Here is a 24,777-nt window from a genome sequence, read left to right on the forward strand (position 1 = left end):
CTGCCGTTCCTTTCCACGTCAGAGGTACCAGAATCATGAACAGCATTCAAGTCAAGGTAGTCTCCCGCCGAATGGAGGCCGAACGCATCGCCAGCTTCGAACTGGCCCGTATCGATGGGGGCGCTTTACCCCCGTTCTCGGCCGGGGCCCATATCGACGTGGAGATCCGTCCCGGGCTCGTGCGCCAGTATTCACTCTGCAATGATCCCGACGAGACACACCGCTACCTGATTGCAGTGCTGCGCGACGCGGCGTCGCGCGGCGGCTCCGTCGCCATGCACGACGACCTGCAGGTGGGGAGCACACTTCGGATCAGCGAGCCGAAAAACCACTTTCCCCTCGTGCCGGCCCCCCACTATCTGCTGTTCGCGGGCGGCATTGGCGTCACGCCGATCCTGTGCATGGCAGAGCGCCTTGCCCGTACCGGTGCCCGGTTCACGATGCACTACTGCGCCCGCTCGCCCGGCCACGCCGCATTTGCGGATCGCATCGCGCTGTCCGGTTTTGCCGGCCGGGTGCACTTCCACTTCGACTCCGGCGCAGCGGAACAGAAGCTCGACCTGTCGGCGGTGCTGGCACAGGCACAGGATGCCCTCCTCTATGTCTGCGGCCCGGCCGGATTCATCGACTTTGTCACCGGTGCGGCAAAGGCGGCGGGGTGGCCGGCCCACGCGGTGCACCAGGAATACTTCGGCATGACACCCCAGGACAGTTCGGACGACACCGCGTTCGACGTACGCATCGCCAGCAGCGGCAATACTTACCGTGTTCCCGCAGACCAGACAGTGGCCCAGGCGCTTGCGGAACATGGCATCGACATTCCCATGTCGTGCGAGCAGGGCGTATGCGGAACCTGCATCACGCGCGTGCTGGATGGCATGCCGGACCACCGCGACATGTATTTCAGCGACGAGGAAAAGGCGTGCAACGACCAGTTCACACCGTGCTGTTCGCGTGCCAGGAGCCCGCTGCTGGTACTGGACCTGTAATGCATACGCCTGTGCTCGAAACCGCTGGCACTGGTGCCAAGTCGGCCGCCCGGGCGAACAATGAGACCCCCATGCCAACCTATTACCCCCTTCGTACCGCCGTCATCCTGATGCTTTCCCACGTTGCCGGCATGATCGACCTGGTGGCGCTGCCGCTGTGGATCGGTGCACTGGTCGGGCATTACGGTCTCGACTACGAGCGTGCCGGACTGACCGTGACATTATTCCTGGGGGGCGCCGTCGCGGCTTGCCTGGCGCTGGCCCCCTGTTTCGACCGCCTGCCGCGCCGTCCATGCGCTATCGGCGGGTATGCGCTTGCCTCGCTGGCACTGGTGCTGGTGGCCCAGAACCGGTCGTGGCCTGTCTTGCTGGCGCTGCACCTGCTCGCGGGCGCAGGCACTGGCTGCGCGCTGTCGATGGCGCATGGTGCGATGGGCCGCGGGGCCAACCCGCACAGGCTGTTTGCATTCGCCGGTGCCGCATTGGGCGTGTTTGCACTCGTATTCTATGCGATCGTTCCGCAGGTCATGTCCCGCATCGGTGCCCCGGGCCTGTTCCTCGTTATGGGCGGTGTGATGGCCTGCGCAGCACTGGGCGCGCTGGCCTTCCCGGAAGGGCGCAGCCATGAACCGGTCGGCAGCCCCGCGCAGGGAGCGGCCAGCGGGGCGATACCGCGCCGGGCATGGCTGCTCGTCATCGGCACGGCCCTGCTGGCGCTGAACCAGTCGCTGGTGTTCAGCTTCCTGGAACGGATCGGCATCGCGCGCGGCTTCGGCTCCGGTCAGGTCAATGCCGTACTGGCGGCGATCGGGCTTGTCAACCTTGTCCCCGCAGCGCTGGCCGGTCTGCTCCAGCGGCGCCTGCCGTCGGCACCTCTGGCAGTGGCCGCCGCCGCACTGCAAGCCTGCCTGGCGCTGATCGTGACGTCCTCGACGACGTTCATGCCGTATGCGGTGGCGGCCGGCGTGTATGCCTTCGTGCTGATCTTCGCGCACACTTTCCTGTTCGGCTTGGCCGCTCGCATCGATCCGAGCGGGCGGACCACGGCACTGACGCCTGCCATGCTGATGACCGGCTCGGCAATCGGTCCGGCACTGGCAGGCACGGTGGCACACCGTTTCGGTTTTTCCGGGATCGGGCTCGCGGTTGGTGTCGGCGCGCTGGCATGCATTGCCTGTTTCGTGCTGCTCGGGCGACGCATGCGGCAGGCGGTACGTGGGATGGACGCGATGGCAGGGCTGGCACAGCCCGCCGTGCCGGACCAGCCGCGCCGGGCGCTCACGCCACGCGGCGCGAATCCAATCCCGCCGGATTGATGCCGGCACTCGCATCCACGAGAAGTTGCCGGATCCATGCGATGGCCGGATCGGTGTCGGCGAAGCGGTTCCACTGGATTCCTTCTGAGACCGTGGGCAACTCGAAATCGTGCTTCAGCACCCTGAATGGCAACATGAGTTCGTAGTGACGCGCGAGCGTGCGCTGTATCGTTGCGATACGATTCGTGCCGACGACGGCCTGGGGCACGGAGTTGAAACCATTCGTGACCATTTCGATCCGGCGCGTATTGCCGAAGCGCTTGAAAAACCATTCGTCGACGGCAGGCGTGCGGTTGTGGCCGAAGCGGGTCACGATATGGCCCATGCTCATGAACTGCTCTTGGCTGACGGTATCCCCCAGCAGTTGGTTGTCGTTGCATACAATGCAGCAGAAGTCGTCTTCGAACAGCCGCTGCGTGGGATGATCGGGCGGCAGATATTCGATGGGCAGGATAAGGAAATCGACCTCGCCGCGCGCCAGCGATTCCCAAGGGACCGGCGAGTGCGGCACGATTTCCAGTGTCACGTGCGGCGCACTCTTGCTGAGCACGGGGATGATCTTCGTCATCAGCACCGTATAGACATAGTCGCTCATCATCAGGGTGAAGGTGCGCGCCGCGGCGGCCGGGTCGAAGCTCGGCTTTGTATTGAGCATGGCCTCCGCCTGCAGCAGCATGCCGCGCGCCGGCGCGATCAGGCTTTCGCCAAGCGGCGTGGGCACCATCTTGCGTCCTACCTGCACGAGGAGTTCGTCATTGAAATACTGGCGCAGCCGCGCCAGTGCATCGCTCACCGTGGTCTGGCTTGCATGCAGCCGCTGTCCCGCCTTCGTAACGCTGCGCTCGGCCAGTAGGGCATCGAGGACCACAACCAGGTTGAGGTCCAGGCGCTTGAATCGCATTTTGTCTCCTTTGTATGTGTACCGCTTTTCACGATAGTGTAGAACGGAACAAACGGTTTTCCATAGCGTTTTTGCGTCGTTATGATTGGCCCGATATCAGCGGGAGCTACTCATGAACACGAATCCACTCAAGGGCTGGCAGGTCGACCGCAGCGAGATCCGAACGATCGGAACGGACCTGCAGCGACCCGAATGCATCCTGGCACAGCGGGACGGCTCACTGCTGGTGGCCGACGCCCGCGGCGGTGTCATGCACATTGGCGCGGACGGTAGGCAGCACCTCATCGTTCCGGCCAGCACCGGTGCGGCCGGCGGCGCAAACTTCGAAGAGCGCTACGTTCTGTCGAAGGGCTCGCTGCCGAACGGTCTCGCCTTGCTGGAGAACGGCGACATCGTGATCGCCAACTGGGGCACCGACAGCGTCGAGTTGATGACGCGCGATGGCACCGTGCGCACGCTGTTCACGGAAATCGACGGGCGGCCGATCGGCAAGGCGAATTTCGTCATGCGCGATTCAAGGGGGCGGATATGGCTGACCGTCACGACCCGCATGAACCCATGGACTGACTCGCTCAACACCGGTGTCCTCGACGGTTACGTCGCGCTCATCGATGAGAATGGCATCCGGATCGTCGCCGAGGGTTTTGCCGGTACCAACGAGATCCGTTTCGATGCGCAGGAAGAATGGCTCTACGTCGTGGAAAGCAATGCGCGGCGCATCTCGCGGCTGCGTGTCGCGCACGACGGCTCCCTGCACGGGCGCGAGATCTACGGTCCGCCCGAACTGGAAGGCTTCCCCGATGGGTTTGCGTTCGATGCATACGGCAACCTGTGGATTACCCTGATCATGAGCGACAAGCTGATCGCTATTACACCGGAAGGCGAGGTGCTGACGCTGCTCGATGACGGCGACCCGGAAGCGACGGCCATTCTCAACCGACATTACGCGGCCAGGACTCTCACCCCCGCCATCATGCAGGCGGCGAAAGGCACGCTGGCACCCTGGATGGCAAGCCTGACCTTTGGCGGGGCGGATTTGCGTACGGTCTACCTGGGCAGCCTGCTGGGAACGACGGTCCCCTACTTCCGCTCGCCGGTGCGGGGCCTGCCGCTGATCCACTGGAACTGACCTGCCCGGGCAATCAGCCCGGCCAATACAAGAACAGGAGACACATTTGAAACTGGCGACACTCAAGACGAATGGGCGCGACGGCAAACTTGTCATCGTGTCGCGCGACCTGGCACGCATCGTCGATGCACAGCCCATTGCTCGCACGATGCAGGAGGCCATCGAAAGGTGGGGCTCTGTCGCCCCGGCACTGCGTGAACGGTACGACGCCCTGAATGCCGGCAGCCTGCCGGAGGCGCGCACATTCGATCCGCGCCAGGCCGCCGCACCGTTCCCGCGTGCCTACCAGTTCGTCGACGCATCGGCCTTCCAAAATCATGGCGACATCATGGAACAGGCCTACAAGGTGACGGTAAAGAAGACACCCGGGGTACCGATTCTGATCCAGCGCCAGGCCGACGATTTGCGCGGGCCGCACGACGATTACCCCTACCTGTCGGAAGACGACAATGGCGATTTCGAAGGCGAGTTCGCGGTGATCCTGGACGACGTGCCAATGGGCGCGGACCCTGCGCAGGCGCTGGAGCACGTGAAGCTGGTCACGATCTTCAACGATGTCAGCATGCGTGCCCACCTGTTCCGCGAGCTGAGCATGGGATTTGGCTTTATCCAGGCGAAGCCGGCAAGTGCGTTTGCACCCGTCGCGGTGACGCCGGACGAACTGGGCGAAGCGTGGCACGACGGACGCATCCATCTCGACATGCAGGTCGAACGCAACGGCGTATGGTTCGGGAATCCGAACGGCCGCGAGATGGATTTCGGCTTCGGCGAGCTCATCGCGCACCTGAGCTACAACCGCAACCTGCGGGCCGGCACGATCATCGGTTCCGGTACCGTTTCGAACAAGGCCTACAAGGAGGTCGGTTCCGCGTGCCTTGCCGAGCGCCGTGCGACTGAATTGATCGACGACGGCCACTCCAGCACGCCTTTCTTGCGGTTCGGGGATCGCTTGCGCTTCGAGGTAAAGGGCATCGACGGCACATCGGTGTTCGGTGCGATTGACCATTGCTTTGTTCCGGCCGGAGGAAAGGTCAGCCAATGAACATCCTGGTCACGGGCGCGAACGGGTTTGTCGGCAGTAATCTGGTGCGCCGACTATTGCGTGACGGTAAGTCCGGCGCCGACGAAGCGGCGTTCAGCGCATTGACCCTGGTCGATATCGGTCCCGTGCCTACGTTCTCCGACCCGCGCGTCCGTTTCATTCGCGGCAGCATTGCCGATGACGACGTGCTGCGCCAGGTGTTTTCTGGCCGTGTCGACACTGTGTTCCATCTGGCCAGCGTGCCTGGCGGCGCGGCGGAAAAGGACTTTGGACTGGGGCTGGATGTCAACCTGCGCGCCACCCTGGCAATGCTCGAGATGTTGCGCGAGCAGGCAGGCAGCGCGCGCTTCGTGTTCGCCAGCACGATCGCGGTATACGGCTCACCGATGCCGGCACTCGTTGACGACAGTACTCCATTTCGGCCAAGCCTGAGCTACGGGGCACACAAGCTCGTGGACGAAATCCTGATTCAGGACTACAGCCGGCGCGGCTGGATCGACGGGCGCATCGTGAGGTTGCCGGGGATTGTCGCCCGGCCGCCTGCACCGTCGGGCCTGATGTCGGCATTCATGAGCGATATTTTCTGGAAGCTCGCGGCGGGCCAGCCATTTACCTGTCCGGTGTCCGAGGACGCAGTGGCATGGTGGATGTCGGTCCGCTGTTGCGTCGATAACCTGCTGCATGCCGCGAACCTCTGCGCCGCTGTCGCCGCGGCACGCCGGGACTATACGCTGCCGGTGCTGCGTGTGCGTATCGGGGAGCTGGTTGACGGACTGGCACGGCGCTTCGGAGACGATCGTCGTGCTCTGGTTTCCTACGCACCCGACGCGGCACTGGAACAGGCGTTTGGCCGCTTTCCTCCGCTCGACGCCACGCAGTCAGAGCGGATCGGTTTCCGCCATGATGGCCATATCGACGCATTGATTTCCAACGCGATGGCGGACCTGCAAGCCTGACGGGCCGATAGGCTGGTACTCGCCGTCTCATTGATGACACACGCCTGCCTGGTCCGAATCCCCGTTTCGGGGGCGTCGCAGGCCTGGGCCGGGATTGAAGCGTTGCGTCCAGCTTGAATGCGAGAGCGGCAGGCCCGCCGTCCGCCGCAGCGCTGGGCGGCAATTCCAGCAACTGTTCTCTGCGCCCTACCTCCGGCCGTAGCCAGATAGTACCTGGCTGGTCCGGGTGCGGCAATGACTCAGCGGTACCTGTACAGCCTGACCTTCTGGATTGTGAAGCCGTCGCCGGCAGGCAGGCGTATATGACGCCCCTGGTGAGTCTCGTCGCCATTGAGCCAGCGGCCTTCGCGCCAGCGGCCGTCGACGAACGTGCCCTCGGCGGCCTGTTCGATCCCGACACCTGTCATCGATCCTGACGGATCGCTGAATACGACCGTGATGCCTTTGCCCGCGACGATGAATTCGTCGTTTCCGGTCTGGATCACGAGGCCGCCACGCTCCTGGAATTCGGCGGTCTCGGTCGTGCCCCACTGGTTTGCGAAACTGACGTCGAGCACATAGCCGCCCAGGTGGCTGCGCACATTGCCAGTGTTGACGACGCCATCGTATGAGACGTCGGCCTTGAACCCACGCATGCGGTTGCGCCCCTGCGCCGCGAGGATCAGGGGCGCCAGCTGCCGCAGCACCGCATAGGCAGCGGGCAGGTTGTCCGTTTTCGCATCCGTGATGTTCTCGATCGCGAAAGGAGAAAAGCCTATCGCATCGAGTTCGCCGATCATGTAGAACGCATTGGCACCGGCTTCCGGCAGCCCGGCGCGGTTGGCCTCAGGAATGAACAGCGGATTGTCGGGTCGCTTGAACTGCTTCGCCCAGTGAATGAAGTTGGGGAAGTATGTATCGATTGCGAGGATGTCGATGGCCGGTCCGGCAGCCTTCCATACGTCGAACAGATGCGGCAGCGGCCCCGCGCTCGGGTATTCGCCAGGCTTTCGGCCAGGCCGGTTCAGTGCGACGTTGACGAACATCGGCAATTCGTACTCCGCCTTGCCGGCTTCCGCCAGCCCGTTCGCGAACACGGCATAGTACCAGGCCTGGAACACCTCCTGCGCTTCGATCGAGTCGCCCAATACTTCGGTCCAGCTGCCAGCTGTTCTGCTTCCGCGTGCTTCCCACAGGCTGCGCACATAGGGATGCAGTGTTGCCCGGTGCGCAGCCAGGTAGGACAGCAGTGGCGTGGGGACTGGCCGGGCCAGCGCCGCATTGGCGAGCGGACTGGAGTCGCGCACTTCCGGCAGCATGCCGATCTCGTTTTCGACCTGCACCATCAACACCGTGCGCTGGGGATCCACCTGCTTCAGGTGGCGCATCATTGCCGCGAATGCCTTGCGGTCGGCGTCCAGCGTGGCCTGTCCGAAGGGCGTCAGGATATCCTGGGGTTCGCCGGCGCGGTTACGGGCGCGCGGGAAACGCACGTGGTCCTTTTTCACCCAGGCCGGGACGTAGGTCGACATGGAGTTCTTCCATGCGCCGAACCACAGCAGCACGAGGCGCGTGTCGTTGCTGCGGGCTTGCCGCAGCAGGCCATCGAGTATCGTAAAGTCGAACTTTCCCTCCGTTTGTTCCAACTGGTCCCATTCCACAGGCGCAAGCAGCGTATTGAGTCCCGTGCTCTTGAGCTGGGGCCACAGTTTCTCGAGATAGGGAAGGTTTGAAGCGGATGAGTTTTTCAGTTCGCCACCAAGCACGAGGTAGGGCTTGCCGTCGACGATCAATTGCTGGGCGGTTCCCTGCTTCTGCAGGGCCGGAATCGCCTCGCCGGCGGCACCGGCCGCAGCCAGCAGGACTGTCAACCCGCAGCACCAGTCCATAGCTCTCTTCATCAACATCATTGCGATCACTTTCAGAAATGCACACTCACGCAAAGCGCGTATGTGCGGCCACTGGAGTGCTACGAGTACCTGCCTGCAGTACGCGGGCTCCTGGCGGGCTCAGGTAACTCGGCCGGGGACCGCCAGCATCGATCACGAAATGCTGTAGCACTGCCGTGTTAGCGCTAACAATTTAGCTGTCGTTGGTAGGAGTGTCAATCTGTATATCGTGCAAGCCGATGGCCAGGCGCCTTTGTTGCTTCGGTGGTCCAGAGCCGCTCGCGGCTCACTCCCGATGGGGCAACCGCTGCGCTGCCCGCTGGTAAGCGCGTTGGCCGGGCATGCACGGCCGCGCGGTACAACGCGGCTGGCCTCTTGTCGAGATGGCAGCAGTTGTTAGCAGTGCGTCTGACAAGGTGGGAAGTGCGAGTGTTGGTCACGCGGCCCGGGGATGACGCGACGCGGCTGCAGGCGGTCGCTGTGCCCGAGCCGTTCGCCACGCGCTGTCGAGGGCGGCAATGATGACGGCTCGACCATCGATTGGCATCATCTGTTGCGTCAGAACATCTACACGGTAATAGTAAAGACAATAAATCGATATTGATTGATCGCAATGTCGTACAGTCCCATCCGTGTTCCTTACGGATTTATTGCGGAAATCTTCATGAAACATTGGACTATCGGCCAACGCCTCGCGCTGGCATTTGGCGTCGTATTGCTCGTCATGGCGGGCATTTCGCTATTCGCACTCAGCCGGCTGGCAGGCTTGAATGACAAGATCGTGCTGGTCGTTAACGACCGCTATACCAAGGTGCAGACGGTGACCGGAGCGCGCGTGAAAGTGAAGAATTCCTCGGCCAGCCTGCGCACGCTGCTGGCCATCACCGATCCGGAGCGGGCCCGCCACGAACGCGAGGAGATTGCCGCCAACGACGCGGAAGCGTCGCGGCGCCTTGCGGACTTCGAGTCGCGCATCACGTCGCCGAAGGCACGGGAAGGCATGAAGAAGATGCACGCGGCAAAGCGGCAATACGAGGCCGACCGCGACCGGTATCTCGACCTGCTGGCCCGCGGCGAGCGGGAAGCGGCCACGGCGTTGCTGCTGGGCAGCCTGTCCGGCTCGCTTGTGGCCTACGAGGCCCAGCTGACCGGCATGGTCGACCTGGGCGGCGTACTGATGATGAAATCCGTGGATGAGGCGGAGGAAAGCTATCGCCACAGCCGCCTCCTGATCGCCGCGCTCTCGGTCGCCGGGCTGGCGCTGGCCGCCACGCTGGGTTACTGGATCAGCCAAGGCATCGCCGTTCCGGTGCGCCGCGCCGTCTCGGTCGCCGAGACCATCGCGGCCGGCAACCTGGCAGGCGACATTCGCAGCGACCGCCGGGACGAGACCGGGCAGCTGATCCAGGCACTGGGCACGATGAACACGGCGCTGGCAGGCATCGTGGCGGGCGTGCGCGCCAACGCCGACGCGATTGCCGGAGCCGCGTCGGAAATCGCCAGCGGCACGATGGACCTGTCCTCGCGCACCGAGGAGCAAGCCAGTTCGCTGGAGGAAACGGCTTCGTCGATGGAAGAGCTGACCAGCGCGGTACGACAAAGCGCCGACACGGCGCACAGCGCGATGACGGTGGCGCAACGTGCCGCAGTGGTGGCGGAGAAGGGCGGCGCGGAGGTGGGCCAGGTAATGGACCGGATGGCCGCGATCAGCGAGGCTTCGCGGCGCATCGCCGACATCACAGGCGTGATCGACGGCATTGCATTCCAGACCAATATCCTGGCACTGAACGCTGCCGTCGAAGCGGCGCGCGCCGGCGAGCAGGGCCGCGGGTTTGCGGTGGTGGCCAGCGAGGTGCGCAACCTGGCGCACCGCTCCGCCACCGCCGCGAAGGAAATCAAGGCGCTGATCGAGGATTCGTCCGCCAAGGTTGCTGCCGGCAGCGAGTACGCGCACCAGGCCGGCAAGACGATGGAGGACGTGCTGGCCGGAATCCGCCAGGTGGCCACGCTGATGCACGACATCGATTCTGCCAGCCACGAGCAGACCGTCGGCATCGAGCAGATCAACGGCGCCATTACCCAGATGGACCATGTGACGCAGCAGAACGCCGCCCTGGTGGAGGAAGCGGCTGCCGCCGCTGAGGCGATGCGCCACCGTACCGACGAACTGCTGGCATCGGTGTCCGTGTTCGTTCTCGACGCCCGTGGCCGATAAAGACCAAGATAACGAGGAGACAACATGCAACACCCTATGAAGGCAGTGCTGGCGCTGGCTATGCTGGCTGCCGGCAGTGTGCAGGCACAGAGCAATGTGACGATCTACGGCATCCTCGACACCGCCGTGGCGCGCGTGACGAATACCAATGCCGATGGCGACGGCGTGACAAAAATGCCGTCGCTGACGGGATCGCTGCCCTCGCGCATCGGTTTTCGCGGCAGCGAAGACCTGGGCGGCGGGTTGTCGGCCGTGTTCGCGCTGGAAGCCGGGATCGCACCGGACAGCGGCACCATGGGTCAGGGCAACCGGCTGTTCGGCCGCCAGGCCTGGGTAGGGCTGAAGGGCAAATGGGGCACGGTGAGCATGGGCCGGCAACCCAACATGACGTTCTTCGCCACCCTGAAGTCGGATGTGCTGGGCCCGAACCTGTTCGCGATCGGCAGCATTGATCCCTACTTCCCGAATGCCCGCAGCGACAATGCGATCGCCTACCTGGGCAACTTCGATGGCGTCGTCGCCGGTGCCACGTACAGCCTGGGTCGCGACGCTTCTGCGACCGGCGGCCCCGCAGCCACGGGGTGCGCCGGCGAGTCGGCTGCCGATCCGCAGGCATGCCGCCAGGCAACTGCGCTGCTGGGCTACGAAGTGAAAGGTTACGGCATCAACGTGTCGCTCGATAGGCTGCGCGGCGGCGTCGGCGCAGCGAACGGGCTGACGTCGAGCAGGCACGACGACCGGCGCACGATGCTCAATGGCTACTACATGATCGGTGCCACGAAGCTGGGCGGCGGCGCAATGCTGCGCAGGGCCCGTGCGGCAACAGGCACCGTGGAATCGAACCTGTATTACCTGGGGGCGAGCTATCCCATTACGCCAATGCTCACGTTCGACGCCCAGGCGGCACGTAAGGACGTGAAGGCCAGCGGGAACGATACGAGCATGCTCGTGGCGCGGCTCACGCATTTCCTGTCCACGCGCACGGCCGTGTATGGCGCGCTGGGGTGGATGAACAATCACGGTACCGCGGCAATCGCACTCGATGCGGGAGGCACGGCCGGTGCCGGCATGGCGCAATCCGGGGCGATGGCCGGATTGCGCCATGTCTTTTGATGAAACGGATCAGTAAGCCTCGTTAGCTGGGGACCTCGTCGGCTCCGCGCAGCGAGGCAGGGAATCGCTTAGGCGTCATGGTCGGCAGTGCATCGCGGTGCAGGTTGACAGGGGCCGGCAGCGGCAACGTCGGCGACGGATTGCCCGCGTGGATTGAGTACCTGCCTGCGTTGAGCTGCCACGCAGAGGTGGAAGCCGAACTATCCAGCGGGCACGCATCGGGCGAATTTGTCCTTGCCTCGCTTTCGCCCGCGTTCTGAGATACCTTGGCAACGCTCTGTCAGCGCGCTTCCGGCACTGTGCACTGGCGAAAACACGTATCGATGCGCCACGTCGTAGCATGCGCATGCTTTGTCCGGTGGTATATGGCCGAGCGGTTACACCAAGCGGTGGTGGTTGAACCAGGAGACCAATTCCAACGTAGCCAGTTGGACCTCCCCACGTGTTTTCCAAGGGGCACGCCGATGGATCAGTTCAGCCTTGTGCGCGACAGGGCTTAGAAGCTGTTGGTGTGCAGCTCGAAGGCATCGTGCGAACGGATACCAGGAATGTAGAAGAGGAAGCTGCCCGACAGGTTGCACTGACGGTGCTGGAATTTTGGGCGGCATTCGCGATCGCAAGGGCCACCGTTGTCGGGGCGGGCCTGGGTGCCCCGTCCACCGAAGGTGCGTACGGCGCGCTGGCTCCGCAGATCGAACTTGGGGGGTGAGAACATCATGCAGCGCGGCGTCTGGCCGTCGTTGGAATATTCGCTCAGTAGCATTTCTCGTTGCGCCCCCAGCACGCCAGTTCGTGGGGCATAACGCTTTGCCAGGCGTCGGCAGGGCAGATGACGGGAAAGGGGTAAAGTCGGATGACGGCATCAAGTACCTTGATGGCGGCGCGCTCGCATGCGCGGGCTGCGGAGGCGCCATCGAAGCTTGCGCGCTGTGAGATTGTTCACAACGTCTCGGCAACGTAGGCGATCTTCCGCTCGTCATAGATCTCGTAGATGATGGCCAGCATGTTCGCCAGTTCCTGCGAACGGTCCATCGCGCGGGCGCTGAAAATGATAGGCGAGACGGCTTGCCTGTCGTCGATTGGCTTGTAGGCCACGTCGGTCCTGACCATCCCCTGCAGGCTGTCCGGCACGATGGCGATCCCCTGGCCGGCACCCACCAGACCGATGGCAATCTGCAGTTCGCGCACTTCGGTCACCTGGCGCGGCACCAGCATCCGCTCGCGGAACGTGGCCAGCACCTGATCGGCGAAACTGGGCCTCGGTGCTTTCGGATAGACGATCAGCGGGTCGTCCATCAGCTCAGACATTCTCAGCGCACCTGGTGCACGGGTCAGCCGGTGTCCAACGGGAAGTGCGACGATCAGGGGTTCCTCGCGCAGGACGATGCGCCGGATCGCTGCATCGTCCCCCTTCAGCCGGCCGAAACCGACATCGATGCGGCCTTCCTTGAGTGCCTTCAGTTGTTCCACCGTGGTCATTTCGTGGAAGCTGATTTCCACGGAATGATGCCGCTCGCGAAAGCGCCGCACGATTTCCGGCAGCAGGCCATACAGCGTCGAGGCCACGAACCCGATCGACAGCTTGCGCTCGATGCTCCCTACGCGCCGTGTCATCGTCTTCAGGTCGGCCGCCTTGTCTAGCAATTCCTGAGCATGCGCATGAAAGAAGTGCCCGGCCTCGGTTAACCGCACGGGCCGGCTGCCCTTGAACACGAGCTCAACACCTAGCTCTTCCTCGAGCTGCTGGATCTGCCGGCTCAGTGGCGGCTGAGCAATGTTTAGCCGCTCCGCTGCCCGAGTGAAGTTCCTTTCGTCTGCCAGCGTAACGAAGTAGCGAAGGTGGCGAAGCTCCATGTCTATACCTGAAAAGTATCGAAAATATACCAATTCGGTGTTGGACCCGAGGGTATTGGAGGAACTATTGTAACGATATTGTAGCGAACCATATCGAGAAAATATGATCTCCAACATCGAAACCTACCTCGTGGATGTGCCGACAATCCGCCCGCACAAATTGTCGGTGGCCACCATGAACACGCAGACGCTGGTCCTGGTGCGTATCCGCTGTGCCGACGGAATCGAAGGCTGGGGCGAGGCCACGACAATTGGTGGCTTGAACTACGGCGAAGAAAGCCCGGAAAGTGTCAAGACCAATATCGACACACATATTGCACCCCTGCTCATCGGTATCGAAGCGAGTGCGGTCGCCAAGGCGATGACCAAGGTGCGCAAGGTCATTCAGGGCAATCGCTTCGCCAAGTGCGCGATCGAAACAGCGCTGCTCGACGCCCAGGGCCGTCGTCTCGGCGTGCCGGTCAGCGAACTGCTGGGCGGCCGCGTGCGCGATTGGCTGCCGGTAGCGTGGACCCTGGCTTCCGGCGATACCACGAAGGATATCGCCGAGGCTGAAAAGATGCTGGAATTGCGCCGCCACCGGATCTTCAAGCTGAAGATCGGTTCCCGCAGCGTTGAAGAAGATGTAGCACATGTGTTGGGTATCAAGCGCGCGCTGGGCGACAGGGCCAGCGTGCGAGTCGACGTCAACCAGGCGTGGAGCGAACTCCAGTCGGTGCGCGGCATCGCCGCGCTGCAGGATGGCGGCATTGACCTGATCGAGCAGCCGGTGAGGTTCGACAATCGTGATGCGATGCGCCGTCTCGCGGCCCGCTTCGATGTGGCAATCATGGCTGACGAAGCACTGCACGGGCCGGTTGATGCGTGGAACATCGCCCGCAGCGAAGGCGCAGATGTGTTTGCCGTGAAGATAGCGCAGTCGGGCGGCCTGGTCCCGGCGCAGCAGGTGGCGGCCGTGGCACAACAGGCCGGAATCGGCCTGTATGGCGGCACGATGCTCGAAGGCGGCATTGGTACTGCGGCCACCGCGCAGCTGTGCGCCACATTTGCGGATCTGTCGTGGGATACCGAACTGTTCGGCCCATTGCTGCTCACCGAGGAAGTTCTGCGCGAACCGCTGGTGTACCGCGACTTCATGCTGGAAGTTCCGACCGGGCCGGGTCTTGGCGTCACCATCGACACCGACAAACTGCGCGCGATGGCGCGCAAATAACGCAGAAACCGAGAGGAGAACCGATGCTGTTCCACGTCCGTATGGATGTCCTGCTGCCGCCATCGATGCCGGCAGACCAGGCATCTGCCCTGAAAGCCGAAGAAAAGGCGCTGGCCCAGCGCCTTCAGGAAGAGGGTAAATGGCGCCACTTGTGGCGCATCGCCGGGCAGTACGCCAACGTAAGCATCTTCGATGTCGGCGGCAACGAAGAGCTGCATGCACTGTTGATGTCGCTGCCGCTGTTCCCGTACATGAAGATCGAAGTGACACCCTTGTGCCGGCATCCGTCCTCGATCCGTAACAACGACCTGTAATCCACAACAAACCTGTAGGAGACAATCATGACGCACCAAGAAATCGACCAACTGGTCAAAAGCTGGATCGTGGATTCTGCCACCCGCCCCGCCAACCCGCGCGTGCAACAGATCGTGCTGCGCCTCACGAGCGATCTTTGCAAGGCCATTGAAGACCTCGATATCCAGCCGAACGAATTCTGGAAGGGGCTCGAATACTTTTCCGCGGCGGGTGCCGCCAATGAACTCGGATTGCTCGCACCGGGGCTGGGTTTGGAGCGCTTCCTGGACATCCGCGCCGATGAGGCGGATGCGAAGGCCGGACTGGAAGGCGGCACGCCCCGTACCATCGAAGGTCCGCTGTATGTGGCTGGTGCGCCCGTAAGCCAGGGCTTTGCACGGCTCGACGACGGCACCGAAAGCGACCAGGCCGAAGTGCTGTTCATGCAGGGCACTGTGTATGGCGATGATGGGAAGGCGATTCCCGGTGCGCAGGTGGAAGTGTGGCATGCCAATCTGCTCGGCAACTATTCGCACTTCGACCAGACACAGTCGCCGTTCAATCTGCGCCGCACCATCATCGCGGACGAACAGGGCCGCTACCAGTTCCGCACCATCATGCCGAAGGGGTACGGTTGCCCGCCGGACGGAACAACGCAAAAGCTGCTCGACCTGCTTGGCCGCCACGGCCAGCGCCCGGCGCATATTCACTTCTTCATCAGTGCCGCTGGCTATCGCAAGCTGACCACGCAGATAAATATCGACGGCGACGAGTACCTGTGGGACGACTTCGCGTTCGCCAGCCGCGAGGGCCTGGTGCCGCCGTTGGTACGTGTGGAAGATCCGGCCGCCATCGCGGCCAAAGACCTGCAGAAACCGTTCGCAACGATCGAATTCGACTTCCACCTGAACGCTGAAACCGCCGCCGCACCGGCAACCGAAGTCGAGCGCACCCGCGCCACTGCGTAAGGAGCTTGTCATGATTCCGATCTATCCCGCAAAGTCCTCTGTGGAAGGCCTCCTGATCGAAGACGAGGCGAAAGGGGACTACCGCCTGCACCGCAGCGCCTTCACGGACCCGGAACTGTTCGAGCTGGAGATGCAGCATATCTTCGAAGGCAACTGGATCTATCTCGCCCACGAAAGCCAGATTCCGAACAACAACGACTACTACACCACCCATATCGGCCGCCAGCCCGTGTTCATCGCGCGCAACAAGCAGGGCGAGCTGAATGCCTTCATCAACGCATGCAGCCACCGCGGTGCGCAGCTGTGTCGCCACAAGCGCGGTAACAAGGCGACCTATACCTGCCCGTTCCACGGCTGGACGTTTAACAACAACGGCAAGCTGTTGAAGGTGAAGGATCCGGAAGGTGCCGGCTATCCTGATTGCTTCAACAAGGAAGGCTCGCACGACCTGAAGAAGGTACCGAGATTCGCCAGCTATCGCGGCTTCCTGTTCGGCAGTATTAATCCGGATGTGCAGCCGTTGGAAACCTTCCTCGGTGAAGCAGGGAAGATCATCGACATGATCGTCGACCAGTCCACCGATGGCCTGGAGGTGCTGCGCGGTTCGTCCACTTACACGTTCAACGGTAACTGGAAGCTGCAGGCCGAGAATGGCGCGGACGGCTATCACGTCTCCGCCGTGCACTGGAACTATGCGGCGACCACGAACCGCCGCAAGGAACCGCAGGCGCAGCCAGGTCGCGAGGACAAGATCCGGGCAATGGACGCGGGCAGCTGGGGCAAGCAGGGCGGCGGCTTCTACGCGTTTGAGAACGGCCATATGCTGCTATGGACGCAATGGGGCAATCCGCAGGACAGGCCGAACTATCCGCGGCAGGCCGAGTACGCGGAAAAATTCGGCGAGTCGACGGCACGTTGGATGATCGAACGATCGCGCAACCTGTGCCTGTACCCGAATGTGTACTTGATGGATCAGTTCGGATCGCAAATCCGCCTGCTGCGTCCGATCTCGGTAGACAAGACCGAGGTCACGATCTACTGCATCGCGCCGAAGGGCGAATCGGACGAGGCGCGCGCTCGCCGCATTCGCCAGTACGAGGACTTTTTCAACGTATCCGGGATGGCAACGCCAGACGACCTGGAGGAGTTCCGTGCCTGTCAGACGGGCTACGCCGGAGCAGCCATGGAGTGGAACGACATGTGCCGCGGTGCGACGCACTGGATCAAGGGACCCGACGAGGCTGCAAAGGAAATTGGACTCCAACCAGTGATGTCCGGTGTGCGGACGGAGGACGAAGGGTTGTACACCGTGCAGCATCGCTACTGGCTGGACGTAATGCAGAAAGCGCTGAAAAACACGGAGGTTCAGCCATGAGCGCCAACATCGATGACGTCTCTCTGGAAAAGATCACTGGCTTCCTGTATCGCGAGGCACGCCTGCTGGACGACGAACAGTGGGACGAATGGCTCGAGTGTTATGACCCGGACGCGCAGTTCTGGATGCCTTCATGGGACGACGACGACAAGCTGGTAACGGATCCGCAGCGCGAGATCTCGCTGATCTTCTATCCGACGCGCCAGGGTCTTGAAGACCGCGTATTCCGCATCAAGACAGAGCGCTCGAGCGCCACGATGCCCGATACCCGGACAAGCCACAACATCGCCAATATCGAAGTCGAGTCACGCGAAAGCAACCGCATAACGGTGCGGTTCAACTGGCACACGCTGAGTCACCGCTACAAGACCGACTATAGCTACTTCGGCATGTCGCGCTATGTCATCGATTTCAGTGGTGAACAGCCGCGCATCCTGGACAAGTATGTCGTGCTGAAAAATGATTACATCAACCAGGTAATCGACGTGTATCACATTTAAGAAGGAGACAGGTGATGAACGCCATGACCAAAGCGCATCGCATCGCCCTGCAGTTCGAAGACGGGATCACCCGCTTCATCACCTGCAACGACAACGAAAAGCTGGCCGACGCCGCCTACCGGCAAAAGGTCAATATTCCACTTGATTGCCGTGATGGCGCATGCGGCACGTGCCGGGGGCATTGCGAGTCGGGAAGTTACGATATGCCAGAGTCGAGCTATATCGAGGATGCCCTGGAGCCGGAAGATGCTGCGAAGGGCTACATCCTGGCCTGTCAGATGCGGCCGACCTCCGACTGCGTAGTGAAAATTCCCGCCACGTCTGCTTCGTGCAAATCCGGGCCGGCCATGTTCGGTGGCAAGATCGCCTCCGTCGAGCACCTGTCGGCATCGACGATCACGTTCGCCATCGATCTGGATGGTGCCGGTCCCGACTTCCTGCCCGGACAGTACGTGAATGTCGGCATCCCGGGCACCACGTTGACACGCTCTTATTCGTTTAGCTCCCCGCCGGGTTCGACGCAGGCGCGTTTCGTGGTGCGCAATGTGCCGGGCGGCCAGATGAGCCAGTTCCTGGCGAGTCAGGCGGTTCCTGGACAGGACATTTCCTTCACCGGTCCGTACGGGAGTTTCTATCTCCGGCCGGTCGAACGCCCCGTCCTCATGCTGGCCGGCGGCACCGGTATTGCGCCGTTCTTATCCATGCTCGACGTGCTCGCCCAGAAGGGCTTCGCGCATCCTGTCAGGCTGGTCTTCGCGGTTACCAATGATCACGACCTGGTGGGACTCGAACAGTTGGATCGCATCGCTACCGCCCATCCGCAGTTCAGCTATGTCACGACCGTTGCGGCAGCCGAAAGCGGCCATGCACGCAAGGGCTATGCGACTGCGCACGTGGAACCGGGCTGGATGAACGGAGGCGATGTCGACGTTTACCTGTGCGGCCCGGTGCCGATGGTGGACGCGGTACGCAACTGGTTCGCGGAAACGAACGTGACGCCCGCTAACTTCCACTTCGAAAAATTCTCGTCCACGAGTGGAGTCTGAGATGACACTGGAACCGAACAATACGCGTGAGCGTTTTCGCGGCAAGGTAATGATCGTCACCGGTGCCGCACAGGGGATTGGCCGCGGTGTCGCCCTGGCGGCTGCGCGCGAAGGGGCGCAACTTGTCCTGGCTGATCGTGCCGATCTCGTGAAACATGTCGCTGCCGAATGCATCGATCTGAAAGCCCAAGTCTCGGTGGTGCAGTCCGACTTGGAAACCTATGCGGGAGCCGTTTCCGTCATCGATACGGCATTGGCCGACTTCGGCCGGATCGATGTGCTGGTCAACAATGTCGGGGGCACGATCTGGGCCAAGCCTTATGAGGAATACGAGGAAGAGCAGATCCTCGCCGAGATCCGGCGCTCGCTATTTCCTACGCTCTGGTGCTGCCGCGCCGTACTGCCGGCAATGATCGAACGAGGTAGTGGCGCAATCGTCAATATTTCGTCGATCGCCACGCGCGGGATTTATCGCATTCCGTACTCGGCCGCCAAGGGTGGCGTCAATGCACTGACCGCCAGCCTTGCGCTGGAACATGCGCAGCACGGTATTCGCGTCAATGCCGTGGCCACGGGGGGCACCGAGGCCCCGCCGCGCGTGGTGCCGCGAAATCCCAAGCCGTTGACGCCGCAAGAGCAGGTGTGGTACCAGGGCATCGTCGACCAGACCCTCGCAAGCAGCGCGATGCACCGCTACGGCACAATCGACGAGCAGGTAGGTGCAATTCTGTTCCTCGCCTCCGACGAAGCGTCGTACATCACCGGCAGCGTGCTGCCGGTAGGCGGCGGAGACCAGGGATGAAAGCGAAGACCTGCCGGATCAATGGCGTCGCCATGCGCGTGCGCACGGATGGCGATCGTCGCGACCCGTCGGTCGTACTGGCCAATTCGCTCGGCACGGACCACACCATGTGGGATGTGCAGGCTGAGGAGCTGGCCAGGCACTTTCATGTGATCCGCTACGATACCCGGGGACATGGCGCTTCCGGTAGCCCGCCAGGACCCTACTGCATTGACATGCTAGGTAACGACGTACTGGGATTGCTTAACCATCTCGATATCCAACGAGCCCATTTTGTTGGCTTGTCAATGGGGGGCGTGATCGGGCAATGGCTGGGCGTGCATGCACCGGACCGTATCGACCACCTCGTGCTTGCCAACACAGCCGCGCGTATAGGCACACGGGAAGGGTGGCAGGCCCGCGCCGCGGCGGTGCGGGCCTCTGGCCTGGACGAGATCGCCGCTGGATCCCCTGGGCGCTGGTTCACGCCAGGGTTCGTCGACAGCCACGCGACTGCTGTGCAGGCAATGCTGCACGTATTGCGCTTGCAAACGCCCGAGGGCTACGCTGGGTGCTGCGACGCGCTCGCAATGGCAGACCTGCGTAACGACATTGTCTCGATCCGGGCACCAGTACTTGTCATTGCCGGCAACCAGGACCCGGTCACGACTGTAGGGGATGCCCAAGCCCTATGCGCAGCAATCCCACATTCGGCACTGGCCGTCGTGGCAGCCTCGCATCTGTCCAATATCGAGGCTCCACGGGCGTTTACGCGCGAACTGCTGTCTTTCCTGCGCACCTGATGCGGGTTCGTCGAGAACACAAGGAAATGACCATGAGTAATATCGCTAGGCCTGATGTGGCCAGAGGCCGCCAGCACGCAATGGTGCTGCCCGCCATCGTCGCCGGTTTTCTCGCAGTGCTAGTCTCGTTCGCCGGGCCGCTGGCGATTTTCTACCAGGCTGCACAAGCCGCGCGCGTGGATGCGCATACTTTCGCATCCTGGGTCTGGGGCATTTCGGTGGGTGCCGGCGTGGCAGGCATCTTCCTCAGTATCCGTTACAAGGTACCCGTCATCACGGCGTGGTCTGCGCCTGGCACGGCGTTGCTCATCACTCTGTTCCCGGCGCTTTCCGTACAGGAAGCGGTGGGTGCATATATCGTGGCTGCTGCAATCCTGCTGGCACTGGGCGCTACCGGTAGTGTCGACCGGATCATGCGCCATATTCCGCAGGGAGTGGCAGCCGGGATGATGGCGGGCATCCTTTTGCCATTCGGGCTGAAGGCCTTCAGCAGCGTGGGAACCTTGCCGGTGATCGCCGGCAGCATGATCGCAGTGTACCTGCTGTGCCGGCGAGTCTTTCCCCGTTATACGGTGGTGATGGTACTGGCAGCCGGCGTCATCCTGGCAGTAGGCACTGGCCGCACGGACATCGGCAATGTCGGCCTTGCGCTGGCAGTGCCAAAGCTCATCGTACCGGTCTGGACGTGGAGTGCCACGTTCAGCCTGGCGATTCCACTGGTACTGGTGACGCTCACGGGGCAATATTTGCCTGGCATGGCGCTGCTCAACACTTCGGGCTATGACATTTCCGCACGACCGGTGATGACTACCAATAGTGCCGTGTCACTTCTGGTCGCCGTTACGGGCGGCATCACAATCGCCATTGCCGCCATCACGGCGGCAATGTGCACCGGTCCGGACGCACACGAAGACCCGCGCAAGCGGTATGTTGCGGGCCTCGCCAACGGTGGCTTCTACCTGCTGGCCGGACTATGCGCCGGCTCCATCGTCGCACTGTTTGCGGCGCTGCCGCAGGAGCTGGTGGCTACCGTGGCTGGGTTGGCACTGCTCGGGCCGATCGCGGCAAACCTGGCCATCATGACGGCCGCGCCGGACCGCGAGGCGGCCCTGATCACATTCGTTGCCACTGCTTCTGGCATCACGTTCATGGGACTTGGAGCAGCCTTCTGGGGTATTGCGACAGGAATCGCGGCGCATTTCATCCTCGCTCGCAGGTAGTTCGCAGAAGATCCCGAAAGGCCAATCGAAGACTTACAGACAGTTTTTATTTATCACAGGTTCGCAACAATTATTAGTCCAACAGGAGACATGAATCATGCGGCAAATCGACCTTCAACAACTGGCGGACAACGCCAGGTTCAACCGCTTCCACGGCGGCATTCTGGCGTGGTGCGCCATCATTATCATCTGCGATGGCTACGACCTTGCCGTAGCGGGCATTGCGCTGCCTTCGATTATGAAGGAGATGGGTATAACGGCGCAAAACGCTGGCTTCATGGTCAGTTCCGCGCTGTTCGGCATGATGTTCGGCGCGATCTTCCTCGGCACCATTGCCGACCGCATTGGGCGCCGGAACGCCATTGCCATCTGCATAGCGCTGTTCTCTGTATTCACCGCAGCCGCGGGCATGACCAATGATCCGTATGTGTTCAGCGCGATGCGCTTCCTCGCAGGGCTCGGCATCGGTGGCGTGATGCCAAACGTCGTCGCGCAGATGACGGAATACTCGCCAAGGAAGATTCGTGCCACGCTCGTCACGCTGATGTTTTCGGGTTATGCCGTGGGCGGCATGCTTGCCGCGCTGCTGGGCAAGGGCATGATCGAGGCGTGGGGCTGGCAGTCCGTGTTCCTGGCTGCTGGCGTGCCGGTGATCCTGATTCCGTTCATACTGAAGTTTCTGCCGGAATCGACGCCGTTCCTAGTACGCAAGGGCCGGCTGGACGAGGTGAATGAAATCGTCAGCAGGATCGAGCCATCCTTCTCCTCCCGGCACGGTGATACGTACATGCTGTCGTCAGCAGATCGCGCTTCCGGCGCGCCTATCAGCAAGCTGTTCCAGGATGGCCGGGGTTTTTCCACTGTCATGTTCTGGATCGCTTTTTTCATGTGCCTGTTCATGGTATATGCGCTGAGCTCGTGGCTTGCAAAACTGATGGCGGGGGCGGGCTACAGCCTGGGCTCGGCGCTGACGTTCGTGCTGGTACTTAACTTTGGTGCCGTGATCGGTGCCGTTGGGGGCGGATGGCTGGCCGACCGCTTCCATATTAAGTACGTGCTCGTGGCCATGTATGCCTTGGCAGCTGTCTCGATCACTCTGCTGGGTTTCCCGGTCTCAACGCCAGTCCTGTTCGTGCTGGTCGGCCTCGCAGGCGCTTCGACGATCGGCACCCAAATCGTTACCTACGCCTATGCGGGCCAGTTCTACCCGGCCGCGGTACGTGCTACCGGCATTGGCTGGGCTTCCGGCGTGGGCCGGAGCGGTGCCATCCTGGCGCCGATCGTCATTGGCACCCTCGTTGGAATGATGCTGCCATTGCAGCAGAACTTCATCGCCATTGCGATCCCGGCAGTGATCGCTGCGGTCTCCGTCAGTCTGATCCGGCATGGGAAGTCCGCCACCGCCACATTGAACGACGGCAAGTTCACCGACACGGCCAAGGCCTGAGCCGGCCTGCCGTGCGCAGCTTTATGTCGCACGGTAATCCAGGGCTGCAGTGCCGGAATGGACCGCTATCGTGTCGGCTGGCGGCTGCATGCCCTGCCACGGCGTCGCACTAACAACAATCATCAGGAGGCAGAAATGAAACCCATGGTCAAGGCAGGCGAGACGGTCTTTGCGCTAGTCCTCGCAGCAGGATGGGCGCCTGGCTGGGCGCACGCACAGAGTCAGGTCACGGTATACGGCATTGTCGACGCGGCAGTGGCACGAATGAGCAATGCCAATGCGGCCGGCGATTCCGTTACCCGTGTGGCATCACTAACTGGGAGCCTGCCTTCGCGCATCGGGTTCAGGGGTTCCGAAGATCTGGGCAACGGCCTGGCGGCCGTCTTTGTACTGGAAAGTGGCTACAATCCCGATACGGGCACACTCGGGCAGGGCGGACGACTATTCGGGCGGCAGGCTTGGGTCGGCTTGCGTGGAAAGTGGGGAACGCTGCAGGTGGGTCGCATCCTAAACATGACCTACTACGGCTCAACGAAAAGCGACGTGCTGGGCCCAAACCTGTTTTCGATAAGCAGCATCGACCTGTATTTGCCAAACGCACGCAGCGACAACGCCATTGGCTATCTCGGCAACTTCGACGGTGTGGTCGTGGGCGCGACCTGGAGCCTTGGCCGGGATGTTTTGGCAGCAGGCGGGCCATCGGCCACGGGCTGCGGTGGCGAAGTTCCCGGTAACGCAAAGGCATGCCGCCAGTACACTGCATTGCTTGGTTATGAGTCGAAAGCTTTCGGCATCACGACGACTTTCGACAAGCTGCATGGGAACACCGGTGCGGCCAATGGCCTGACGAGCAGCCGGAACTACGAGCGCCGCGTCACGCTCAATGGTTACGCAATGCTTGGCGCGGTGAAAATTGGGGCTGGGATACTCAGTCGGAAAAGCGACTTGGAGACGGCCGTCGTCGAATCCGACCTGTACTATCTTGGCTCCAACGTGCCCATCACCCCGCTGCTCGGTCTGGATACGCAAGTGGCGCGCAGGAACGTCAAGGATTCAAGCGACGATACGAGCATGGTGGTCGCGCGCCTGACCTACCTGCTGTCGACACGTAGTGCCATCTACGCCGCAATCGGGCGAATGGATAATCACGGCGCTGCCGCAGTCGCACTTGACGCCGGCGGCACAGTAACTGCGGGCAAGGCTCAGAACGGCGTCATGGCGGGTTTGCGGCACACGTTTTAATCTGTGTGCGGATCGCCGGATACACGGTACACAATACACCGTTTTAGTAAGGCTATAGCGCAACACTTGTCATCGAAAAGTCTTCGCAGCGTCCCCATTCTTGAAGATCCCGCTGATTTGCAGGAAGAGCAGAAACGGTTGCGGCGACTCTGCGCGGAGGTGACGGCAGCGCTGAGTGAACCCGAAGCGCGCGCTGGCTGCGGCTCAGTACGCCGTGCCACTGCGCGAAGCTGTTGCTATCGCCTATTGCCGCTGGCGACCTGTCGAGCTGCATCGTAGCTACTAGCATGACGAGACTGCGCAACTGCTGCGTGCGCTCGCCTTGTGCTGAACCCCCGAACGTTCATCCCTGACCCATATGTCTCCCTGACTGACGCAGCCTTTTCTGACGCTCCAGCGAGGGCGACGCTCTTCAGACGCTGTTGTTAGTCAGATGCGGGTCCTATTCCTAGATAAGCGTATAAACCGTGCGCTACGATACAGAAGTCCATCTCAGTAAATGCTG

Annotated in this window: 22 protein-coding genes; 18 read left to right on the forward strand and 4 right to left on the reverse strand. The window is 62.1% G+C overall.

Translation table 11 applies throughout. From position 1 onward, the window contains the following. Window positions 1–35: 35 nt before the first annotated feature. On the forward strand, window positions 36–989 hold the full coding sequence (locus V6Z91_RS18880; protein WP_338759579.1) for a PDR/VanB family oxidoreductase: 954 nt from the start codon (window positions 36–38) through the stop codon (window positions 987–989). A gap of 71 nt (window positions 990–1,060) precedes the next feature. After that, window positions 1,061–2,305: an MFS transporter gene (locus V6Z91_RS18885; RefSeq protein ID WP_338759582.1), complete on the forward strand. Its 1,245-nt coding sequence runs from the start codon at window positions 1,061–1,063 to the stop codon at window positions 2,303–2,305. On the opposite strand, the gene V6Z91_RS18890 is transcribed toward V6Z91_RS18885, so the two are convergent. Next, on the reverse strand, window positions 2,268–3,206 hold the full coding sequence (locus tag V6Z91_RS18890) for a LysR family transcriptional regulator (protein WP_338759584.1): 939 nt from the start codon (window positions 3,204–3,206) through the stop codon (window positions 2,268–2,270). The genes V6Z91_RS18885 and V6Z91_RS18890 overlap by 38 nt on opposite strands. A 112-nt stretch (window positions 3,207–3,318) precedes the next feature. On the opposite strand from V6Z91_RS18890, the gene V6Z91_RS18895 reads away from it, so the two are divergent. The 3 genes from V6Z91_RS18895 to V6Z91_RS18905 are packed head-to-tail and all read left to right on the forward strand — an operon-like array spanning window position 3,319 to window position 6,333. After that, on the forward strand, window positions 3,319–4,335 hold the full coding sequence (locus V6Z91_RS18895) for an SMP-30/gluconolactonase/LRE family protein (protein ID WP_338759587.1): 1,017 nt from the start codon (window positions 3,319–3,321) through the stop codon (window positions 4,333–4,335). A gap of 46 nt (window positions 4,336–4,381) precedes the next feature. Then, window positions 4,382–5,377: a fumarylacetoacetate hydrolase family protein gene (locus V6Z91_RS18900; protein WP_338759590.1), complete on the forward strand. Its 996-nt coding sequence runs from the start codon at window positions 4,382–4,384 to the stop codon at window positions 5,375–5,377. After that, window positions 5,374–6,333 carry an NAD-dependent epimerase/dehydratase family protein gene (locus V6Z91_RS18905; protein ID WP_338759593.1) on the forward strand — a complete coding sequence of 320 codons (960 nt, stop codon included), beginning with the start codon at window positions 5,374–5,376 and terminating at the stop codon, window positions 6,331–6,333. Before V6Z91_RS18900 ends, V6Z91_RS18905 begins: the two co-directional genes overlap by 4 nt. A 239-nt stretch (window positions 6,334–6,572) precedes the next feature. On the opposite strand, the gene V6Z91_RS18910 is transcribed toward V6Z91_RS18905, so the two are convergent. Beyond that, a complete protein-coding gene (locus tag V6Z91_RS18910) occupies window positions 6,573–8,222 on the reverse strand; it encodes a DUF5597 domain-containing protein (RefSeq protein ID WP_338759596.1) in 1,650 nt (549 codons plus the stop codon). A gap of 643 nt (window positions 8,223–8,865) precedes the next feature. Between V6Z91_RS18910 and V6Z91_RS18915 the strand changes: the two genes are divergently transcribed. Together V6Z91_RS18915 and V6Z91_RS18920 are read left to right on the forward strand one after the other, a co-directional pair. Next, a complete protein-coding gene (locus V6Z91_RS18915; protein ID WP_338759600.1) occupies window positions 8,866–10,416 on the forward strand; it encodes a methyl-accepting chemotaxis protein in 1,551 nt (516 codons plus the stop codon). 24 nt (window positions 10,417–10,440) lie between these two features. Then, window positions 10,441–11,529 carry a porin gene (locus V6Z91_RS18920; protein ID WP_338759604.1) on the forward strand — a complete coding sequence of 363 codons (1,089 nt, stop codon included), beginning with the start codon at window positions 10,441–10,443 and terminating at the stop codon, window positions 11,527–11,529. 496 nt (window positions 11,530–12,025) lie between these two features. Here V6Z91_RS18920 and V6Z91_RS18925 read toward each other — a convergent pair whose 3' ends face one another. Together V6Z91_RS18925 and V6Z91_RS18930 are read right to left on the reverse strand one after the other, a co-directional pair. Further along, window positions 12,026–12,292: a hypothetical protein gene (locus V6Z91_RS18925; protein WP_338772150.1), complete on the reverse strand. Its 267-nt coding sequence runs from the start codon at window positions 12,290–12,292 to the stop codon at window positions 12,026–12,028. Between the two features lie 176 nt (window positions 12,293–12,468). After that, on the reverse strand, window positions 12,469–13,383 hold the full coding sequence (locus V6Z91_RS18930) for a LysR family transcriptional regulator (RefSeq protein ID WP_338759606.1): 915 nt from the start codon (window positions 13,381–13,383) through the stop codon (window positions 12,469–12,471). A gap of 103 nt (window positions 13,384–13,486) precedes the next feature. Between V6Z91_RS18930 and V6Z91_RS18935 the strand changes: the two genes are divergently transcribed. The 11 genes from V6Z91_RS18935 to V6Z91_RS18985 all read left to right on the forward strand — a co-directional run bounded on the left by V6Z91_RS18935 (window position 13,487) and on the right by V6Z91_RS18985 (window position 24,272). Beyond that, entirely contained in the window at window positions 13,487–14,596 is a 1,110-nt protein-coding gene (locus V6Z91_RS18935) for a muconate/chloromuconate family cycloisomerase (RefSeq protein ID WP_338759609.1), read from the forward strand. A gap of 23 nt (window positions 14,597–14,619) precedes the next feature. Continuing rightward, the gene (catC, locus tag V6Z91_RS18940) at window positions 14,620–14,910 is read left to right on the forward strand and encodes a muconolactone Delta-isomerase (protein WP_338759612.1); all 291 of its coding nucleotides are present in this window, start codon (window positions 14,620–14,622) and stop codon (window positions 14,908–14,910) included. A gap of 27 nt (window positions 14,911–14,937) precedes the next feature. After that, window positions 14,938–15,858, forward strand: coding sequence for a catechol 1,2-dioxygenase (gene catA / locus V6Z91_RS18945; protein ID WP_338759615.1), 921 nt, complete (start codon window positions 14,938–14,940; stop codon window positions 15,856–15,858). Between the two features lie 10 nt (window positions 15,859–15,868). After that, a complete protein-coding gene (gene benA / locus V6Z91_RS18950; RefSeq protein ID WP_338759618.1) occupies window positions 15,869–17,233 on the forward strand; it encodes a benzoate 1,2-dioxygenase large subunit in 1,365 nt (454 codons plus the stop codon). Next, window positions 17,230–17,733: a benzoate 1,2-dioxygenase small subunit gene (gene benB, locus V6Z91_RS18955; RefSeq protein ID WP_338759621.1), complete on the forward strand. Its 504-nt coding sequence runs from the start codon at window positions 17,230–17,232 to the stop codon at window positions 17,731–17,733. Before benA ends, benB begins: the two co-directional genes overlap by 4 nt. A gap of 14 nt (window positions 17,734–17,747) precedes the next feature. Then, on the forward strand, window positions 17,748–18,779 hold the full coding sequence (benC, locus tag V6Z91_RS18960; RefSeq protein ID WP_338759624.1) for a benzoate 1,2-dioxygenase electron transfer component BenC: 1,032 nt from the start codon (window positions 17,748–17,750) through the stop codon (window positions 18,777–18,779). Between the two features lies 1 nt (window position 18,780). After that, window positions 18,781–19,581, forward strand: a complete 801-nt coding sequence (locus V6Z91_RS18965) for a 1,6-dihydroxycyclohexa-2,4-diene-1-carboxylate dehydrogenase (RefSeq protein ID WP_338759627.1) — start codon at window positions 18,781–18,783, stop codon at window positions 19,579–19,581. Beyond that, window positions 19,578–20,363 carry a 3-oxoadipate enol-lactonase gene (gene pcaD, locus V6Z91_RS18970; protein WP_338759630.1) on the forward strand — a complete coding sequence of 262 codons (786 nt, stop codon included), beginning with the start codon at window positions 19,578–19,580 and terminating at the stop codon, window positions 20,361–20,363. Before V6Z91_RS18965 ends, pcaD begins: the two co-directional genes overlap by 4 nt. A gap of 32 nt (window positions 20,364–20,395) precedes the next feature. Beyond that, window positions 20,396–21,583, forward strand: a complete 1,188-nt coding sequence (locus tag V6Z91_RS18975) for a benzoate/H(+) symporter BenE family transporter (protein WP_338759633.1) — start codon at window positions 20,396–20,398, stop codon at window positions 21,581–21,583. A gap of 97 nt (window positions 21,584–21,680) precedes the next feature. Then, complete coding sequence (locus tag V6Z91_RS18980; RefSeq protein ID WP_338759638.1) at window positions 21,681–23,030, forward strand: MFS transporter; 1,350 nt, start codon at window positions 21,681–21,683, stop codon at window positions 23,028–23,030. A gap of 144 nt (window positions 23,031–23,174) precedes the next feature. Then, entirely contained in the window at window positions 23,175–24,272 is a 1,098-nt protein-coding gene (locus V6Z91_RS18985; RefSeq protein ID WP_338771938.1) for a porin, read from the forward strand. The last annotated feature ends 505 nt before the right edge of the window (window positions 24,273–24,777 follow it).

The organism is Massilia sp. METH4, from assembly GCF_037094685.1.
Classification (GTDB): domain Bacteria; phylum Pseudomonadota; class Gammaproteobacteria; order Burkholderiales; family Burkholderiaceae_D; genus Rugamonas.

Bases quoted from the DNA above. Each gene is read 5' to 3' on its own strand.
- catA (WP_338759615.1), top strand. From the start codon at position 14,938: ATGACGCACCAAGAAATCGACCAACTGGTCAAAAGCTGGATCGTGGAT.
- V6Z91_RS18920 (WP_338759604.1), top strand. From the start codon at position 10,441: ATGCAACACCCTATGAAGGCAGTGCTGGCGCTGGCTATGCTGGCTGCC.
- V6Z91_RS18915 (WP_338759600.1), top strand. From the start codon at position 8,866: ATGAAACATTGGACTATCGGCCAACGCCTCGCGCTGGCATTTGGCGTC.
- V6Z91_RS18935 (WP_338759609.1), top strand. From the start codon at position 13,487: ATGATCTCCAACATCGAAACCTACCTCGTGGATGTGCCGACAATCCGC.
- V6Z91_RS18985 (WP_338771938.1), top strand. From the start codon at position 23,175: ATGGTCAAGGCAGGCGAGACGGTCTTTGCGCTAGTCCTCGCAGCAGGA.
- V6Z91_RS18910 (WP_338759596.1), bottom strand. From the start codon at position 8,222: ATGATGTTGATGAAGAGAGCTATGGACTGGTGCTGCGGGTTGACAGTC.
- V6Z91_RS18975 (WP_338759633.1), top strand. From the start codon at position 20,396: ATGAGTAATATCGCTAGGCCTGATGTGGCCAGAGGCCGCCAGCACGCA.
- catC (WP_338759612.1), top strand. From the start codon at position 14,620: ATGCTGTTCCACGTCCGTATGGATGTCCTGCTGCCGCCATCGATGCCG.
- benB (WP_338759621.1), top strand. From the start codon at position 17,230: ATGAGCGCCAACATCGATGACGTCTCTCTGGAAAAGATCACTGGCTTC.
- benA (WP_338759618.1), top strand. From the start codon at position 15,869: ATGATTCCGATCTATCCCGCAAAGTCCTCTGTGGAAGGCCTCCTGATC.
- V6Z91_RS18885 (WP_338759582.1), top strand. From the start codon at position 1,061: ATGCCAACCTATTACCCCCTTCGTACCGCCGTCATCCTGATGCTTTCC.
- pcaD (WP_338759630.1), top strand. From the start codon at position 19,578: ATGAAAGCGAAGACCTGCCGGATCAATGGCGTCGCCATGCGCGTGCGC.
- V6Z91_RS18905 (WP_338759593.1), top strand. From the start codon at position 5,374: ATGAACATCCTGGTCACGGGCGCGAACGGGTTTGTCGGCAGTAATCTG.
- V6Z91_RS18890 (WP_338759584.1), bottom strand. From the start codon at position 3,206: ATGCGATTCAAGCGCCTGGACCTCAACCTGGTTGTGGTCCTCGATGCC.
- benC (WP_338759624.1), top strand. From the start codon at position 17,748: ATGAACGCCATGACCAAAGCGCATCGCATCGCCCTGCAGTTCGAAGAC.
- V6Z91_RS18980 (WP_338759638.1), top strand. From the start codon at position 21,681: ATGCGGCAAATCGACCTTCAACAACTGGCGGACAACGCCAGGTTCAAC.
- V6Z91_RS18880 (WP_338759579.1), top strand. From the start codon at position 36: ATGAACAGCATTCAAGTCAAGGTAGTCTCCCGCCGAATGGAGGCCGAA.
- V6Z91_RS18925 (WP_338772150.1), bottom strand. From the start codon at position 12,292: ATGCTACTGAGCGAATATTCCAACGACGGCCAGACGCCGCGCTGCATG.
- V6Z91_RS18965 (WP_338759627.1), top strand. From the start codon at position 18,781: ATGACACTGGAACCGAACAATACGCGTGAGCGTTTTCGCGGCAAGGTA.
- V6Z91_RS18895 (WP_338759587.1), top strand. From the start codon at position 3,319: ATGAACACGAATCCACTCAAGGGCTGGCAGGTCGACCGCAGCGAGATC.
- V6Z91_RS18930 (WP_338759606.1), bottom strand. From the start codon at position 13,383: ATGGAGCTTCGCCACCTTCGCTACTTCGTTACGCTGGCAGACGAAAGG.